At 61.1% G+C, this 16,356-nt stretch carries 15 protein-coding genes, 1 tRNA gene and 1 pseudogene; 2 read left to right on the top strand and 15 right to left on the bottom strand.

The window, feature by feature from the left end; all coding sequences use genetic code 11:
* Positions 1-369: 369 nt before the first annotated feature.
* The 14 genes and pseudogenes from OJJOAM_RS10870 to petA form a co-directional block, all read right to left on the bottom strand.
* A complete protein-coding gene (locus tag OJJOAM_RS10870; RefSeq protein WP_422649571.1) occupies positions 370-1,167 on the bottom strand; it encodes an Eco57I restriction-modification methylase domain-containing protein in 798 nt (265 codons plus the stop codon).
* A gap of 61 nt (positions 1,168-1,228) precedes the next feature.
* Complete coding sequence (locus tag OJJOAM_RS10865) at positions 1,229-2,263, bottom strand: hypothetical protein (RefSeq protein WP_422647943.1); 1,035 nt, start codon at positions 2,261-2,263, stop codon at positions 1,229-1,231.
* Positions 2,264-3,562: 1,299 nt separating this feature from the next.
* On the bottom strand, positions 3,563-6,130 hold the full coding sequence (gene brxC / locus OJJOAM_RS10860) for a BREX system P-loop protein BrxC (RefSeq protein WP_422647942.1): 2,568 nt from the start codon (positions 6,128-6,130) through the stop codon (positions 3,563-3,565).
* Positions 6,131-6,158: 28 nt separating this feature from the next.
* Positions 6,159-6,734 (bottom strand): BREX protein BrxB domain-containing protein, encoded by a 576-nt coding sequence (locus OJJOAM_RS10855; protein ID WP_004146420.1) that lies wholly within the window; start codon positions 6,732-6,734, stop codon positions 6,159-6,161.
* Complete coding sequence (locus tag OJJOAM_RS10850) at positions 6,715-7,191, bottom strand: BrxA family protein (RefSeq protein ID WP_422647941.1); 477 nt, start codon at positions 7,189-7,191, stop codon at positions 6,715-6,717. Before OJJOAM_RS10850 ends, OJJOAM_RS10855 begins: the two co-directional genes overlap by 20 nt.
* A complete protein-coding gene (locus OJJOAM_RS10845; protein ID WP_422647940.1) occupies positions 7,124-7,504 on the bottom strand; it encodes a BrxA family protein in 381 nt (126 codons plus the stop codon). Before OJJOAM_RS10845 ends, OJJOAM_RS10850 begins: the two co-directional genes overlap by 68 nt.
* Positions 7,505-7,506: 2 nt before the next feature.
* Entirely contained in the window at positions 7,507-8,007 is a 501-nt protein-coding gene (locus OJJOAM_RS10840; RefSeq protein ID WP_422647939.1) for a BrxE family protein, read from the bottom strand.
* A 62-nt stretch (positions 8,008-8,069) separates the two neighbouring features.
* Positions 8,070-8,984 carry a WYL domain-containing protein gene (locus tag OJJOAM_RS10835; RefSeq protein WP_422647938.1) on the bottom strand — a complete coding sequence of 305 codons (915 nt, stop codon included), beginning with the start codon at positions 8,982-8,984 and terminating at the stop codon, positions 8,070-8,072.
* A 277-nt stretch (positions 8,985-9,261) separates the two neighbouring features.
* Positions 9,262-9,337 (bottom strand) — tRNA-Thr (locus OJJOAM_RS10830).
* A gap of 80 nt (positions 9,338-9,417) precedes the next feature.
* The gene (locus OJJOAM_RS10825) at positions 9,418-9,912 is read right to left on the bottom strand and encodes a ClpXP protease specificity-enhancing factor (protein WP_149319694.1); all 495 of its coding nucleotides are present in this window, start codon (positions 9,910-9,912) and stop codon (positions 9,418-9,420) included.
* A gap of 65 nt (positions 9,913-9,977) precedes the next feature.
* A complete protein-coding gene (locus tag OJJOAM_RS10820; RefSeq protein ID WP_422647937.1) occupies positions 9,978-10,577 on the bottom strand; it encodes a glutathione S-transferase N-terminal domain-containing protein in 600 nt (199 codons plus the stop codon).
* A gap of 238 nt (positions 10,578-10,815) precedes the next feature.
* Positions 10,816-11,559, bottom strand: a complete 744-nt coding sequence (locus tag OJJOAM_RS10815; protein WP_149319695.1) for a cytochrome c1 — start codon at positions 11,557-11,559, stop codon at positions 10,816-10,818.
* A gap of 26 nt (positions 11,560-11,585) precedes the next feature.
* Positions 11,586-12,989, bottom strand: a complete 1,404-nt coding sequence (locus tag OJJOAM_RS10810; protein WP_422649570.1) for a cytochrome b — start codon at positions 12,987-12,989, stop codon at positions 11,586-11,588.
* 87 nt (positions 12,990-13,076) lie between these two features.
* Positions 13,077-13,610: pseudogene (petA, locus tag OJJOAM_RS10805) on the bottom strand (ubiquinol-cytochrome c reductase iron-sulfur subunit); the annotation flags it as partial.
* 232 nt (positions 13,611-13,842) lie between these two features.
* On the opposite strand from petA, the gene mscL reads away from it, so the two are divergent.
* Positions 13,843-14,274, top strand: a complete 432-nt coding sequence (gene mscL / locus OJJOAM_RS10800; protein ID WP_149319698.1) for a large conductance mechanosensitive channel protein MscL — start codon at positions 13,843-13,845, stop codon at positions 14,272-14,274.
* A gap of 61 nt (positions 14,275-14,335) precedes the next feature.
* Here the strand turns inward: mscL and OJJOAM_RS10795 are convergent, their stop codons facing one another.
* Positions 14,336-15,082 carry a Nif3-like dinuclear metal center hexameric protein gene (locus OJJOAM_RS10795; RefSeq protein ID WP_422647936.1) on the bottom strand — a complete coding sequence of 249 codons (747 nt, stop codon included), beginning with the start codon at positions 15,080-15,082 and terminating at the stop codon, positions 14,336-14,338.
* A 19-nt stretch (positions 15,083-15,101) separates the two neighbouring features.
* On the opposite strand from OJJOAM_RS10795, the gene OJJOAM_RS10790 reads away from it, so the two are divergent.
* Positions 15,102-16,292 (top strand): Do family serine endopeptidase, encoded by a 1,191-nt coding sequence (locus tag OJJOAM_RS10790; RefSeq protein ID WP_422647935.1) that lies wholly within the window; start codon positions 15,102-15,104, stop codon positions 16,290-16,292.
* Positions 16,293-16,356: the final 64 nt, after the last annotated feature.

Raw genomic sequence — 16,356 nt, 5'->3', positions numbered from 1 at the left:
TCTCCGCTCCAATTTACGCAAAGAGGTATATCCGCGTAAAAAGGAGCGTAGCTACCCCCTTTGCGAAAGGAGTCCATTTGTTGGAGGATTCCGATACCTCCCAGCTAGTTCGAAGAAATCGGAAGTCATCTTTAGTTGATGCGCCATGCTCCGCCACGCAATCTGATTGCTCAAAGGACGGAAACGTTTGCAGTGCGCGACGAACAGATTCCGTTATCCAGTATGCGAATGGCTTTCCCGGAATTGAGTTGAACGTTTTCGGTTCTACCCAAAACAAGCGATCATTGTCTTCACCCGCTCGGTACGCTTTGCAGGCGGCGGCAAGAGCAGACGCCTTGTCATAGTCAGCCAGCAATCGAATAAAGCGACTCATACTTGTTTCTCCAATACATACGCCGCTGCTTCGACTAACGCATCGTCCATTACGCCAAGGCCCAGGTCAGCCATCACCTCAGGATGTCCAACGCCCAACACCACCTCATCGCGCCACTTCTGGAAACTGGAGAGGAAAAAGCAAGTGCGCGACGTGATGGCACCAATGCGACCACCAGCACGCAACAGTTCCAGACCCCTTTCCACCATAATGGCCAACAGATCGTTCTTGCTGCGAGGATATGCCTTAGCGAGCTGATCCTTTGTGCCTGATGCCAACGCTCCAAACGGCGGATTCATCACCACCACATCAAATACTTCACGACACAGATCGATGAGCCGCAGGCCCTGTAGAGCATCCTGGGCAAACAATCGGCCTTGATATGTGGCTTTCGCTGCTCGGGCGAAATCATTGAGCGCCGTGCTCAGCCGTGTCTCAGCGTGTTGCCAACTCTCCTGCTCTTGCGCCGCAAAAAGGCCGGTGCCTTTGCCCACATAGATCTGGCGAATCAAGTTCGGCAACATACGCTCGACCTGGAGGAGCACGCCCATTTCCGGCAGGCCCTTGAGCAATTGCAGAGTCTTCTCGAACAGCTCGGCATCGCGCTGATCGAGGCTGGCCGCAAACTGCTGGCGCAGCTCACGCTCTGCGGGCGGCGCAATGGCGGCGACTACATGGCCTCGCCCGATCAACGGGCGGTCTTTGGCTTTGACACCGGCGTCGTGCCAGGCACGCTGCGCTCGCAACCACAGGGCCAGGGAGGCGATTTGCGCGGCGCGCGGGTCGATATCCACGCCATAGATATTGTGTTCGATGATCAGACGCGGCACGTCGCGCAGAAATGCCGCCTCATCTTCATAGATCTGGCTCAGTGGCTTGAGTGCAGCCTGGGGCTGGGTGGAAACATCCAGCGAGCCAGGGCCGTGCTGTTGCTCCCAGACCCAGGCTTCGCGGTAGATCTCGGCAAACAAATCGAATGCATACAGGCCGAAGTGCATGGAGCCGCAGGCCGGGTCCAGCAGCTTCAGGGGTGCGTGGGTCACGCAGCTTGGTGGCTGTTGGGGGCGTTTCGTCGGGTTTCACCAACAGGTACCGGCAGCGCTCGCGCAGGTCCGTTGCCCCGCCAGTGGCGTTGAACCACAGGCGGCCCAAGGTGTTGTCCACCAAGAACTCGACCACGTAGCGCGGCGTAAAGAACTGGTTGCGCACCGCCAGCTCGCGGCTATTGCGTGGAACCTGCGAGGCCTCTCGCATCGCCTTGCGCTCTTCTTTGGAGTTGAAGTACTGGTAGATCCAGCCGATGGTCTCGTCCTCGCTCCACAGCGGAGCGATGTCGGCATCGTTGATCAGATTCACCACTTGCAACAACGCCGCTTCGCGCGGGAACAGGCGGCCCTGCGGGGAGTAGCGGTCGAACAGGCCCGGCAGGTCTTGGGCGAGTTCATCGAACACGCTGAACAGGTACACGCGGTAGGCATCGCCGGTTTCGCCCAGGCCGGTGCCGGCCAGGCGCGCATACAGCTGAAAGCCCTTGGCCTGGAAGCCATTGCCCACTGATTCAACCAGCAGACCACGAGCCTCCGCCATGCGCAGCGCCGCCAGGCGATTGAGCACGGTGAAGGCCTGCTCGCGCACGATGCGATCCAAACCTTGCGTGGCGTTCATGTCGCCACTGGCGGTGTAGTGCGCCAGGGTGTCGCGCAGGATGCGGGCAGTTTCGCGCTGCGCGTCGTTGATGTGGCGCAGGCTGGCAAGCTCGGCCACGGCGCCCGCGTTGGGGTCCATGCCGTAGTCGTTCTGGAGCTGGCGGGTGAATTCCTCCTCCAGCACACGGCGCGCGTCGTTGACGAAGCGCTGCAGGCGGTTTCTTGTTGTTTGGTCGAAAGCCATGCTTATTTCTTCTCCGTGCTCGCGAGCCACCACCAAGGGGCAAACTCATTCTTGTCATTGGTGTGCTCGATGACCGAGCCGCACACGGTGCACTGATAGGTTGACTCCTCCGAGCCGCCGAACATCGAACCTCGGAACGGCCTCGTATCAACATGGCGTAGATCCGAATGGGGTGAATCATGCCGCCCCTTCTTCAACTGCTCCTGGCATGCCTGGCAAGGAGTCGAGGCTGTCATTTATCGCCCCCCATTACCCAACGAGAACGTCACTTCGATTTCTGCGTAGAGGCCGATCTGCGCTTTTATTTCGTGGAGCTGCTGGATAAGCGAGTCGATGTCTGCTGCCGAAGTCATCTTGGCCGGCACCGCGATCGACTTGGAGAGCTTGGCTGGACCTTTCTCGCCGGTTTTGGCGCGCTCTTCCTCCATGCGCTGACGCAGGCGTTCCTGGCCCTGGCGTTGGATGGAGCGCTTGAGGTCTTCGAGGGTGCTGTTGATGTCGTAATCGCGCGCCAGGAGTTTCTTGAGTCCTACTAGGTCCTGGGTGGCTGCCAGGGCGAGGCCATCCAACCGGTTCACGGCGTTGCCGCGCTCCTCCTGGGTGAGCTCTTCCCACTCCGGGATGCGTTGCAGGTCCTCGACGCCTTCTTTCAAGCGCAGCTTCTGCTGCTCCGACACGGTGATGACCGCGTCGCGCACCCGGCCCTTCAGATGCGTGAGTTGCGAGTTGAAGTCGGCGGTGTGCTTGTAGAAGTCCTCCTTGCCCAATCGCTCTGACAGGGTCGCCAGGTCCTCGGCTACCTCGCGGCGCAGCTCACCCGGCACGCCGGTGTCCGGCAAGGCCTCAATGTCGCGGCGATGGGCCTGCAAGTCTCGCAGGGTGGTGTCGAGCCCGTTGTCGAGCACGCGCTTCACTTCCTGCGCCCACTTGAGGTTGTCGTAAATGGCGGAAGTTTCAGCGCCCAAGCGCTGCGGCGCATCGGATGCATCGGTAAACAGGACATCGGCAATATCCTGGTTCAAGGTGCGGATGCGCTCGCTGCCCGCCAGCCCCAGCCCGCTGAGCTTTTCGGCCAGGGAACCATAATCGTGCTGGAAGCGTGGGAAGTGCTTCGCCGCCGCTTTGCTGATTTCCTGCTCCAGCGGGATGACCATGTCACCGACCAGTTCAGAGAGTCGCTCCGCCGCCCGACCGAGGGTTTCGATAGACGGACGCTCGTCGCGCAGTGCGACGCCGATCTGCTTGAAGGAGTTGTTGGTCTTCAGGGCATCGATCGCTTGTTGGCCAGCGGCCGTGACTTCACGCCCCGAGACCTTCAGCTTGATTTCGCCGGCCATCAGCATGGCAGCCACGATGTAGCGCGTCGTATCGGGTGACCAGCCAAACGGATCGTTGCTGAAATCGTCGAGCAGCCGCTTGCCATCGACTGTGCCGCGCTTGTCGATGTAGTCGCGGATGCTGATCATCGCTTTGTGGTCGGTCTTGAAGGATGCGCGACCTGCAACGGTTTGCACCAGGCCGAGCGGGTCCAGCGCACTGCTGATGGCAGCGGGGTTGGCGACCTTCAGGAATTTCTCGGCGGTGTCGGTGCCCGCGCGTACCGGAGCTTCTACGTACCGGTCGAACACCTGGTCGGCCACGTCCGAAAGCAGCTTCTTGGCGGCTTCGAGCAGGTCGGCATCCAACGCCGACACGGCAGTGGCCTGCCCCCCGGAATACAAACGAGCCTGCCTGCAGCGTTTGTTTGATCTTGCTCTGGAGTTGGGTAGCGAGCTTGGCAGCGCGGTCGAGCTGACCGGTGCAATAATCCTTGACCTCTTGGTCGGGCTCGTTACGGTGCAGCTCGGCGATGCGCTGGCAGCGATAAATCTCGTTGGCGAGATCGTCGAGGTCGGCGTTGGAGCGAGCCAACAATCCAATGACGTTCCGCCCTGCGCGGCTGCGAGAGTCATCCAGCATCCGGTTCTTGGCGGTCTCGTAGTCGCTGGCAGGCACCAGCTCAACGACGGTTTGAATGGTGCTCTGATCACCGGCCAAGCTGGTGATGGCGCTACCGGCCTGGACCTTCAGACCCGTTGCGACGGCCATCGTGCCGTGGAGGCTGACGCGGGGCAGCGGATCGAAAGACTCGCGCAGGGCATCGTTGAAGATGCGCTTCACATCGACAGTGCGCAGTGCAATGGCGCCGCGCTCCTGCTCGATATCTCGCAGCTTTTCGCTGAGGAAGACCAGGTTGCCGTCTTTCTCGCCCAACGGCACATGCACGTCGTTGAGCATTTCTTCGACGGCTTTCTTCACCATGTCGAGTTGCGATGGTGCGGTGACGGATGGGTGCATCAGGCTGGTGACGTTCTGCACCGACACCGGCAGGTTGCCCAGGATCTGCAGCACTGCGACGGACTTCGCGATGTCCTGATGGAGCTGCGAATCCGGAAAGCGAATCTGGACCTTGCCAACAGCCTGGTGAATGGACGTGAAGGCGCGGCGAATGTCCTTCTCCAGCTCGTCGTACAGGGTGACGGTGGTGGCGAGCCAGCCCACGGGCTGATCGGCCATCGCCTTGGAGCCGCCTTCACCTTTCAGGACGTCCTGGATCACCTTGATCGCAGAGCGCAGGCCAATACCGCCGGTGGACTTGGCCAGGGCGCCAAGCAAGTGCAGCAGAATGTCGAAGTGAGCCGGCAGGAACGGGTAGAGATTGGTGAAAGTCTCTTTGCTGAAATCCGCGTCGTAATACTTGGCGTCTTGCAGCTTGGTGTTGTGCCGCAGCGCTTGGCCGTGGGCTTCGAACAGCTTGCCCAGTTCGGTCTCTCCAGCCGGTGATTTGCCGAGCAGACGGCGGTAGCAAATCTCCTTGATGTCACTCGATTCGAGGTCGATCTGGATCGGGAAGCGGTCTTTCAGCTTGTAGAGCTTGTCCGAGTTCAGCGCTGCGCGAGGGTCGTCCTCGGTAAGGGTCTGCTGCGCGGTGGAGATGATCCATGCCTTGCCGTCGCCCAGCCGCTTGAGGTTCTTCGCCAGGCCATCCAGGTTGAGAATCAGGTTGTCGCGCGAGGCAACGTACTGACCGACTTCGTCAACGATGAAGATGATGTTCTGCTTGCCGCTCTTTTCGCGGACGATGTCGATCATCTCCTGCACACGCTGGTCTTCGAACTGGAAGAAGCCCTCGGTGCTGGAAGAGAAGGACTTGGCCTCAGGGAAGAGTGCCGGGTACATTTCATGGGCGATTTTTGGGATCAGCCCGTCGATGGCCAGCGGGTTGTTTTGCACACGCGCCCAAGTCGCACCTGGCAATGCCTGGGCGATGCGCTCATGCAGTTCAGGGGTGCGCCCGTCCTTCTCGACCATGCGCTCGAAAGCAGCGACTTTGAGGTTGCGCGAATAACCGGCCCACTGCAGCACCTTGAAGTAGAGGACGGTGGAGACGTCTTCCATCGTGGCGCCGGCGAGCATTTCACTCGCAAGGTCCAGCATGACCACAGCGGCCGGAAAGCGCTTCGCCACCGTGCTGAGGAGCGCCTTGGTCTGTGGTTTGTGAAGGCGGTCCTGCAGGTAGTTGATGAACGGCGTGCCATCAATGGTGCGCTGATCGTCAAACGCCAGGCCGAGGTATTTGGTGAACGAACTCTTACCGGAGCCGTAGAAGCCAGAAACCCAGACGCCCACCTCATTTTCGCCACCGGACTCCATTGCGAGCTGCATGCGATCGAGGAGCTTGCGGAACTGCTCCTCAATGCTCTCGGTGACCACGTATTCAGAGATCTCAGCCTTGAGGCGGCTCTCTTGCGAGGCGCCATAGGTGATGACTTTCTCGATGGTCCGGTAGATGTCCTTGCTTGGATCGAAGAGTGAGCGAATGGTCATAGTCGTGTCCCAGGGTTCTTTTGTTTGTTCAGCCGCCGACGTGGACGGAGCGGTAATTGCCGTCTTCCGGGTAGAAGCCGAGAAACTTCAAGCGTGTTTTGCCGGTTCGCACGCCGGGGTACAGAAAAATCGTCGGCACGTGAAACTTGCCCTGGAGCTGGCTTTCGATAGCGCCGATCCGCATAAACGGATGCAGTGCCTCAAGGTCCGTTACCAACAGCAGCGCGTTCTGCTGGCCTTCGAGCGGCTGTAGGGCATCCTCTAGTCGCTTCAGTAGCCCGTTATCCGCCGTCAGGATGTCCGCCAGCGCCTTGTTGGTACGCGGCCAATCCAATGGTGCTGACTTGTCCTCCATCACGCAGAGCGACCAGAACGGGTCGTCTTTGAGCAGGGCCCAGATCTGTTCGGCGATGGAGAACGTGTGCACGTCCCAGCCTTCTTGGTGGAGTTTCGCCACCCAGGCGGGCGTTTGTCGCTTCACCTCGAGGATTTGCTCTGGCGGGAAGACCAGGTAGTAGATCGGCTCGAAGCTCGCATGACCGAGCTCACGTCCATGGCGGATGCGCTCGCGCAACTCGTCGAAATCAGCTTTGAGTGAGGACATTGCAGAGCGCCTCCATGTCTTGTTGTTTCCAGCTGACGCGGATCACGTCGCCAGCAGCCTGGACGATGAGCAACCCCTTCAGCGAGAGTCGTTTGATTTCCTCCAGCACGTCTTCGCGTGCCAGGCCAAACAGCTGCCAGTCTTCGTGGGTCAGCAGCGCGTTGTCGCCGACGCCGGAAAAGTGCAGTTCGTAGGCCAAGTAAGCTGCTACCAATGGTGAGATACGGAATGGCAGGATGCGGCGGCCCGAACGCAACCCGCGTTCAAGCATTCCGTAGTCGGCACAGCATCCGGTCAGGTAGGCGGAGACACGCCGCACAGTGGTTTCCGACCAGCGCTTGACTGTCTTACCGTCATCGATGCCACGCTCAACAAAGGTACGAGCGTCGTCATTGGTGATCTGGGTATATCCACCCGCGAACCGAGCCCAGTAAAACGTGGCGCACGAAGTCGCCAAGGATCGGGTTGGCTCGACTCGTAAACACGAGCATGAGCTGCGTCAGGTCAGCCGTGGATATCGTTGCGGACAGCCGCTTGAGATGTGCCGCCGGTGCGCCGCCTGCCACGAGGTAGCGTGGAGCGAAGCATTCAACGACGATGTTGCGAAGCCTGCGTGCAGTGACGGTGGGGAATCGACCCGATTCCAGTGCGACCTGATGCAACTGATTCGCCGACATGCCAGGTGACCACAGGTCGAGCAGCGTTTTGGTCTCGTTGACGAGTCCAAGGCCTGCTTGCAGCTGAGTCGTGTAGGGCGTGTTGTCGGCCACGATCACCCCACCAGATACGGATAAGTTTTCGCGTTCTGCGTGAACGCCGATAGGTAGGCCGCTGAGATGGCCTTCAGGGTGTCGGTGGAATCGATATCCTTGATGCTTCCGACCACCGTTGGCCCCACGCTAAACGTACCGCCTGTGGCGGACAATCGCTTCAACGCTTCAAGCGCAGCCTCTTTACTTTGTGGCGCCTGGCTGGCGAGCTCTTCTCCCACGCTGCTTTGCACGGTCGCGTGCAGGTCTTGCTCGACTTCCTCGGGCAACCGGAACAAGTGGTAACTGCCGACACTAAGGTGCTCGTCGTGCAAACGTCTGGCTGCCTCCAGCACACCGTGGTACTGAGCTAGGCGAGACGTTTTCGAAAACACTGGCTCCAAGAAGAGCCGGCTTGATGCCTCATAAAACGCCGTTGGCCACCAGGCGCACTGAGCACGCTCTCCGAGGAAGCCGACGAGCAACCTCATTTGCAACAATGTCGGTAGGTAGGATTCCTTCATCTCATTTCTCATTTTTCGTTGGTTCTGCCGACGCAACCGGGGCAAGCAAAGGCATCCGTTGTTCAGTCATAAGCTGCTCCTGCGCCAGTGGTTTCTGGCACCGCATATCCTGGGGCCAGCACAGCATTACGCACACCGTAGATGGCAAGGTGGTCTTTCAACCAAAGCCGGTACTCATGGCCGCGCAGGCTGTGGTCCGGGGAGCAGTCGACACTCCATTTGCGCAGGATGTATCCGGCCGTGGCGGCTCGCAGCTTCATCCGCAGCACGCCGTCGCGCATGCCGTAGTCCATTTCGGTGATCTCTGGTCGGGGCTGATCGGGATGGGGAACTAGCTCCAGCTCGACGATCCGGGTCCACTGAATGTCTTGATCGCTCATCTCGTGGGCCGCCACCGGCTGCCCCTTGAGCACGACGGGGCATTTGATCCGGGTGATGACGAAATCTCGGAACTCCTTGGACTTGCGGTCGAAGGCGCGGACGTGCCAACGGAGGCCGTTGTCGATCAGCGCGAACGGGACGATCTCCCGCTCAGTGCGTCCACTGGAGATGGAGTGGTACTCGATGCCAAGCGGGCATTCCTGGTGGATCGCACGGGTCACGCTCGCCAGCACATCCAGGTCCGGGTGCGTGAGACGTGACGGGCTCTCGCTGGCCACCCACGCTTTGAGCCGCATTGGCTCGCCGTCGCCAAAGCCCTGGGTCAGCCACGACAGCACCCGCTCCGGGGGGAAGTCGAAGACCGGCTGAAAGCTCGGCCCCAGGACGTAGGACTTGCCCTTGGAGTCGTAGTCGATGTTGCCGGGAGCCAGCTCCTTGTATAGCGCCAGATCCCTGGATGCAGCGGCGGACTGGATGCCAAACCGCGTCGCCAAGTCCTGGCGGCGTATTGCGCCGATGAAGCGCACGCGTAGTTCAACATACGCGAGCCGGTCGCGTTGGGGGTGGGCGAAATATGCAAGCTGTTCGTTCGCCATGCAGGCCGACTCTGTGTGTTCGCCCATGCTTTTGGGATATTTGCAAAAAATACATGGTACTTACGATTTTGATGTATCGTACCATTTTGAGTTGTCGATGCGTCTCCTTTTGATAATGACGAGTCGCCACGCCAACCTACGTAACGCCTTAAGACCGATCAACGTTGGTCGCCAGAAAGCCACCGTTGGCGGTCGGCGATACTGGAAAACAAAAACCCCGCGAAGCTAGGCTTGGCGAGGTTTTCTGTGCAACGTCTGGAAACGCTGGGAAGGAATGTGGTGCCGGCTGCAGGACTCGAACCCGCCACCTGATGATTACAAATCAACTGCTCTACCTGATGAGCTAAGCCGGCATAAATGCAGACCGCGATTCTACTGCATGCGGCCTGCGTTGGCGATGGTTGACCCGTCAGAGCTGACCGGTCGAAGGGGCTTACTTGACGACCTTCAGCGAAGGCTTGCGCGTACCGATGCGCGGGACCGGCGGGGGATTCGGATCGTCGTCGTCCGAAGCGTCGGCGCTGTCGGCTTGCGCGGCGCCGTCGCTTTCGACCGGGGCCAGTTTCGGCGGCGGATTCAGTTCGCGTTCGGTCGCGGCCTGGGTTTCCGGCACGCTGCGCTCGACCGGGAAGGCCATGCCTTGGCCATTTTCCCGCGCGTAGATCGCCAGCACGTTATCGACCGGCACGTCCAGCTTGCGCGAGACGCCGCCGAAGCGGGCGCTGAAGCTGATCCACTCGTTGCCCATTTCCAGACCGCTGGTCGCGTCGAAACTGACGTTCAGCACAATCTCGTTGTTCTTGACGAATTCGCGCGGCACGTTGGTGTTCGCGTCGACGAACACGGCGATATACGGAGTGAAGCCGTTGTCCGTGCACCATTCGTAAATGGCGCGGATCAGGTAGGGCTTGGTCGAGGTTTCGGGCATAAGACTTCCAGTGGCGTCGCGCCGGTGGCCCGAGCGGACTCGGGCCGGGCCGGCTTAGCGGCGCATCACCTTTCCGACGGGGTCAGCGCTTCGATATAGGCGGGGCGGCTGAAGATCCGTTCCGCGTACTTCAGCAGCGGCGCGGCATTCTTCGACAGCTCGATGCCGTAGTGGTCCAGGCGCCACAGCAGCGGCGCGATGGCGACGTCCAGCATCGAGAACTCTTCGCCGAGCATGTACTTGTTTTTGACGAAGATCGGCGCCAGTTGCGTCAGGCGGTCGCGGATCGCGCCACGGGCACGCTCGTGGCTCTTTTCCGCGGTCTTGCCCTTTTCGTTCTCCAGCACGTAGACGTGGGTGAACAGTTCCTTCTCGAAGTTGAACAGGAACAGGCGGGCGCGGGCGCGCTGGACCGGGTCGGCCGGCATCAGCTGGGGGTGCGGGAAGCGCTCGTCGATGTACTCGTTAATGATGTTGGATTCGTACAGGATCAGGTCGCGCTCGACCAGGATGGGCACCTGGCCGTAGGGATTCATCACCGAGATGTCTTCCGGCTTGTTGAACAGGTCGACGTCGCGGATTTCGAAGTCCATGCCCTTTTCGAACAGGACCAAGCGGCAACGCTGAGAGAACGGGCAGGTGGTGCCCGAATACAACACCATCATGGTTGGGATTCCTTGGAGGCGGCGCTAGGCCGAAGTTGGGTCAAACATTCTGTCAGAACCCACCATCGGAAAGCAAATTCGTTACAAATAGCGTAACGGAATGCCGGATCAGTGGCTTCGCGGGAGACGCATGCGGCCCGTCCGCGCCGTATCCATTTTTCATTCCGTCACAAAGGAAAAAGGGCCAGGCGGTGTCGCATACGCAACTCCGCACTAGCCCTCGGGCGGTCTACCGGAATTACTTGATGTCTTTCCAGTAGGCGGCGTTCAGGCGCCAGGCGAACACGGTGAAGATGCCCAGGAACAGCAGCACCCACACGCCCAGACGGCGGCGATGGTTCTGCGCCGGCTCGGCCATCCAGTCCAGATAGGCGACCAGGTCGGCGACGGCGGTATCGTACTGCAGCGGCGTCATGCTGCCGGGCGTCAGCTGTTCGAAACCGACGAACTTGTGCACTTTCTCGCCATGCTCTTCCACGTCGGCGAACTTGGCGGCGCGCTGGCCCTGCAGCTCCCACAGCACGTGCGGCATGCCGACGCTCGGGAAGACCAGGTTGTTCCAGCCGGTCGCGCGGGTGTCGTCGCGGTAGAAGGTACGCAGATACGTATACAGCCAGGCGTCGCCGCGGGCGCGGGCGATCACCGACAGGTCCGGCGGCGCCGCGCCGAACCACGCCTTGGCGTCCTTCGGCTGCATCGCGATGGTCATCGTTTCGCCGACCTTGTCCGCGGTGAACATCAGGTTTTCGCGGATCTGGTCTTCGGTCAGGCCGATATCGCGCAGGCGGTTGTAGCGCATCATCGACGCGCCGTGGCAGTTCAGGCAGTAGTTGACGAACAGCTTGGCGCCACGCTGCAGCGAGAACAGGTCGCTGGTGTTGACCGGCGCCGGCTCGAGCGGATAGCCCCCTTCGGCGGCGATGGCGGGCGCACCGGCAAAGCACGCGCCGGCCAGCGCGAGAATGGAAAGCAGCTTTTTCATCGTTGTTCCTTGTCCTTGGGCCTGGCTTAGTGGTGCTTGAACGTCACGCGGTCGGGCACCGGCTGGAAGGTGCCGACGCGGCTCCACAGCGGCATGGCGAGGAAGAAGGCGAAGTACAGCAGCGTACCGAGCTGGGACACCTTCTCGCCCACCGGCGACGGCGGCTGCACACCGAGGTAGCCCAGGATCAGGAAGAACGCGACGAAAACCATCAGGATCGTCTTGTGGAAAGCCGGACGGTAGCGGATCGACTTGACCGGCGAATGGTCGAGCCAAGGCAGGAAGAACAGGATAATCACCGAACCGCCCATGATCACCACGCCCCAGAACTTGGCATCGATGAAGTAAAAGCCCAGCGCCAGCAGCACCGCGATCGCGACCGCGATGCCCTTGACCTTCAGGCTCTTGCTGCGCAGGAACAGGATGCCGAGCAGCACCGCGAAGAAGATCCACAGGATCGGCAGGAAGTTGGCCGTGGTCGCACGCAGCATCGAATAGAACGGCGTGAAGTACCAGACCGGCGCAATATGCGGGGGCGTCTTCAGCGGGTCGGCCGGGAAGAAGTTGTTGTGTTCCAGGAAGTAGCCGCCCATCTCCGGGAAGAAGAAGATCACGGCCGAGAAGATGATCAGGAACACGCCCACGCCCATCAGGTCGTGCACCGAGTAGTACGGGTGGAACGGGATGCCGTCGATCGGCACGCCGTTTTCATCCTTGTTGGCCTTGATCTCGACGCCATCCGGGTTGTTCGAACCCACCTCGTGCAGCGCGATGATGTGGGCGACGACCAGGCCCAGCAGCACCAGCGGCACCGCAATCACGTGGAACGAGAAGAAGCGGTTCAGCGTCGCGTCGCTGACCACGTAGTCACCGCGGATGAACAGCGACAGGTCCTGGCCGATCACCGGGATCGCCGAGAACAGGTTGACGATCACCTGGGCGCCCCAGTACGACATCTGGCCCCACGGCAGCAGATAGCCCATGAAGGCCTCGGCCATCAGCGTCAGGAAGATCAGGCAGCCGAAGATCCAGACCAGCTCGCGCGGCTTGCGGTACGAACCGTACAGCAGCCCGCGGAACATATGCAGGTAGACGACCACGAAGAACGCCGAGGCGCCGGTCGAGTGCATGTAGCGGATCAACCAGCCCCAGGGCACCTCGCGCATGATGAATTCGACGCTGGCGTACGCCACCGGGATGCCGGCGGCGTTCAGCGTGCCGTCCGGCTTGTAGTTCATCACCAGGAAGATGCCGGTGACGATCTGGATCACCAGCACCAGCAGCGCCAGCGAGCCGAAGAAGTACCAGAAGTTGAAGTTCTTCGGCGCGTAGTACTTGGACAGATGGTCTTCCCACAGCTGCGTCGCCGGGAAGCGCGCGTCGATCCAGCCCAGCAGGCCGGTCGTCTTGACTTGCTTTTCCGCCGCCATGATCAAGCCTCTCCTTTTTTCGTCTTTGCCGATCACGATCGTGGTGTCGGTGAGGAACTGGTATGGGGGAACGTCAAGGTTCTGCGGTGCCGGCTTGTTCTTGAAGACGCGGCCTGCCAGGTCGAAGGTCGAGCCGTGGCACGGACAGAGGAAACCGGGGTCGGAACCGAGGGTGGGATTGGCGCCAGCCGCGAACGGGCCGGACGGGGAGCAACCGAGATGCGAGCAGATACCGACGACGACGAGGATATCCTTGTGCTCGGGCCGGGAGCGGGTTTCGTTCCTGCAGTACTCGGGGGTTTCCATCGTGAACGGAATTTCCGAGTTCGGGTCGGCCACTTCGGCGTCGGTCTTTTTCAGCGACGCGAGCATCTCGTCCGTGCGACGCAGAATCCAGACGGGCTTGCCGCGCCATTCGACCGTCATCATTTCGCCGGGCTTGAGCCCGCTGATGTCGGCCTCGACCGGCGCACCTGCCGCCTTGGCCTTTTCCGACGGTGCAAAGGTACTGACAAACGGCACCGCAACCGCCACTCCTCCGATGCCGCCAGCCACAGACGTCGCGATCAACCAGTTGCGACGCCCCTTATCCACGCTCTTCACGCTTTGCTGGTCATTCATTCCAAACCCCAGGGGAAGTCAATTTAGATTTTGCGTCAACCGTAAATTGTACCTTAGGCACATTGGGCAGTGAAAGCGCGGTAACCCGGGGGTGTTCGGTCATCGCGCGAGCGTGTAAGGCGGCCGCGCCGATCGGCCCGAATGCCGCGACAGGCTTGCGTTTGCGGCATCCTTGCGGCAGTCTTGCGCTGCGGTCCGTGGTGAAAAATGAACAACAGCAAGGAGTTAAGCCATGAGCATGATGTCGGAATTCAAGACCTTCGCGATGCGCGGGAACGTGGTCGACCTCGCGGTCGGCGTGATTATCGGCGCAGCTTTCGGAAAAATCGTGGATTCCGTGGTCAATGACCTGATCATGCCGTTGGTCGGCCGCATCATCGGCAAACTCGACTTTTCGAATCTGTTTCTGGTGCTGTCCGACCCGCCAGCCGGAACGCCAATGACGCTCGATGCCTTGAAAAAGGCCGGCGTGCCGGTATTCGCCTACGGCAATTTCCTGACCATCCTGGTCAACTTCCTGATCCTGGCCTTCATCATTTTCATGATGGTGCGCGCGATCAATCGCCTGCGCGCCGCCGAACCGCCGGCCCCCGCGCCCGAAGATCCGGAAGACATCAAGCTGCTGCGCGAGATTCGCGACAGCCTGAAGACGACGCGGGCCTGAGGCCCCGGGGGCCCGCGGCGTCCCGGTCGGGCCCTTAGGTCAGACCGCGTTCACACGTCGTTCAGACCGGATTCGGGATGTCGATGAAGGTATGGCGCAGGCCGAACTGCTGCGCCAGATGGGTGCCGAGCGCGCGAATGCCATAGCGCTCGGTCGCGTGATGGCCGGCGGCGATATAGCCGACGCCGCTCTCGCGCGCCAGGTGCGTGGTCTGCTCGGAAACCTCGCCGCTCAGATAGACATCGACTCCCGCGGCGATCGCCGCGCCGAAATAGCCCTGCGCGCCGCCGGTGCACCAGCCCACTGTCCGAACGGGCTGGTCCGGATCGCCGATCGCCAGCGGCTCGCGGCCGAGCACACCGGCGATGTGGTCGGCCAGCATGCGCAGGGTCATCGATTGCGGCAGCGTGCCGGTCCAGCCGAGCTGGTCGTCGCCGAAGCGGCCGGTCGGATTCAAGCCGAGCTCTCGTCCCAGCTGCGCGTTGTTGCCGAGCTCGGGATGACCGTCCAGCGGCAGGTGATAGGCCAGCAGATTGGTGTCGGACACCAGCAGGCGGCGCAGCCGGCCATGCTTCTGGCCAATGACGCGGGCATCTTCGCCGCGCCAGAAATAGCCGTGATGGACCAGGATCGCATCGGCGCCGGCTTCAATCGCGGCATCGAGCAGAGCGACACTGGCCGTCACTCCCGTCACGATGTGGGTGACTTCCGGCCGACCTTGTACTTGCAGACCGTTCGGGCAATAGTCCTTGTAGCGGGGGACTTCCAACAGGTCGTTCAAGTACAATTCAAGCTCTTTTGTTTTCATTTTCAGCCCAAACTCCAATATGTTGCGCCGCTTCTGGCTGTTCTTTGCCCAGGCCGTCACAGTCGTGCTGGCCATCTGGTTTGTCGTGGCGACATTGAAACCGGATTGGCTGCAACGCGGGCGCGTCGCGGTCCAATCCGGCTCGCCGATCGTCGCGCTCAAGGAAGTGGTGCCGAACGTCACAGGCCCATCCGCGGAACGCTCCTATAGCGAGGCGGCGCAGCTGGCGATGCCGGCGGTGGTCAATATCTTCACCAGCAAGAACGGCGCGCGCCGAGGCAATCCGCAGGCCGACGATCCCTGGTTCCGCTTCTTCTTCGGTGACCGGCTGCCGGAGCGGCAGGAGCCGGTGTCGAGCCTGGGTTCGGGCGTGATCGTCAGCGCCGAGGGCTACATTCTAACCAACCATCATGTGGTGGACGGCGCCGACGAGATCGAGGTCGCGCTGACCGATGGCCGCAAGGCCAACGCCAAGGTCGTGGGCTCCGATCCGGAAACCGACCTGGCGGTGCTCAAGATCACGCTGAAGGATCTGCCGGCGATCACGCTGGGACGCCTCGAGAACGTCAAGGTCGGCGATGTGGTGTTGGCGATCGGCAACCCGTTCGGCGTCGGCCAGACCGTGACGATGGGTATCGTGTCCGCGCTGGGCCGCAGCCATCTGGGCATCAATACCTTCGAGAACTTCATCCAGACCGACGCCGCGATCAACCCGGGCAACTCGGGCGGCGCGCTGGTCGACGCGCAGGGCAATCTGCTGGGGATCAACACGGCGATCTACTCGCGTTCGGGCGGCTCGCTCGGCATCGGCTTCGCGATTCCGGTGTCGACGGCGAAGCAGGTGATGGAATCGATCATCTCGACCGGCTCAGTGACGCGCGGCTGGATCGGCGTCGAGCCGCAGGACATGACGCCGGAGATCGCCGAATCGTTTGGGCTCGAAGCCAAGGAAGGCGCCCTGATCGCCGCCATCGTCCAGGGCGGCCCCGCCGACAAGGCCGGGGTGCGGCCGGGCGATGTACTGGTTGCCGTGCAGGATCAACCGATCACGGATACCACAGCACTGCTCAATGCGATCGCGCAACTCAAGCCGGGTACGGAAGTGAAAATGAAGGTGGTACGTCGCGGCAAGCCGACCGAGGTGACCGTGATGATCGGCAAGCGCCCGCCTCCGCCGCGGCGCGTATTGCCTTACGACGAGGAAGATTGAGGACGTTCTGAACGTGCGATGAACTGAAAAGCCCCTTGGTGATGCCAAGGGGCTTTTTTTGTTG

The sequence above is a fragment of the Cupriavidus sp. H18C1 genome (genome assembly GCF_049311595.1).
Lineage (GTDB): Bacteria > Pseudomonadota > Gammaproteobacteria > Burkholderiales > Burkholderiaceae > Cupriavidus > Cupriavidus cauae.
The sequence above is the reverse complement of the archived record's forward strand: the minus strand, read 5'-3'. Positions and strand labels throughout refer to the sequence as shown.

What these genes read in the sequence shown, in the direction of transcription:
- OJJOAM_RS10865 (WP_422647943.1), bottom strand. Translation starts at nt 2,263, where the DNA reads ATGGCTTTCGACCAAACAACAAGAAACCGCCTGCAGCGCTTCGTCAAC.
- brxC (WP_422647942.1), bottom strand. Translation starts at nt 6,130, where the DNA reads ATGACCATTCGCTCACTCTTCGATCCAAGCAAGGACATCTACCGGACC.
- OJJOAM_RS10855 (WP_004146420.1), bottom strand. Translation starts at nt 6,734, where the DNA reads ATGTCCTCACTCAAAGCTGATTTCGACGAGTTGCGCGAGCGCATCCGC.
- OJJOAM_RS10840 (WP_422647939.1), bottom strand. Translation starts at nt 8,007, where the DNA reads ATGAAGGAATCCTACCTACCGACATTGTTGCAAATGAGGTTGCTCGTC.
- OJJOAM_RS10835 (WP_422647938.1), bottom strand. Translation starts at nt 8,984, where the DNA reads ATGGCGAACGAACAGCTTGCATATTTCGCCCACCCCCAACGCGACCGG.
- OJJOAM_RS10825 (WP_149319694.1), bottom strand. Translation starts at nt 9,912, where the DNA reads ATGCCCGAAACCTCGACCAAGCCCTACCTGATCCGCGCCATTTACGAA.
- OJJOAM_RS10820 (WP_422647937.1), bottom strand. Translation starts at nt 10,577, where the DNA reads ATGATGGTGTTGTATTCGGGCACCACCTGCCCGTTCTCTCAGCGTTGC.
- OJJOAM_RS10815 (WP_149319695.1), bottom strand. Translation starts at nt 11,559, where the DNA reads ATGAAAAAGCTGCTTTCCATTCTCGCGCTGGCCGGCGCGTGCTTTGCC.
- OJJOAM_RS10810 (WP_422649570.1), bottom strand. Translation starts at nt 12,989, where the DNA reads ATGGCGGCGGAAAAGCAAGTCAAGACGACCGGCCTGCTGGGCTGGATC.
- mscL (WP_149319698.1), top strand. Translation starts at nt 13,843, where the DNA reads ATGAGCATGATGTCGGAATTCAAGACCTTCGCGATGCGCGGGAACGTG.
- OJJOAM_RS10795 (WP_422647936.1), bottom strand. Translation starts at nt 15,082, where the DNA reads ATGAAAACAAAAGAGCTTGAATTGTACTTGAACGACCTGTTGGAAGTC.
- OJJOAM_RS10790 (WP_422647935.1), top strand. Translation starts at nt 15,102, where the DNA reads ATGTTGCGCCGCTTCTGGCTGTTCTTTGCCCAGGCCGTCACAGTCGTG.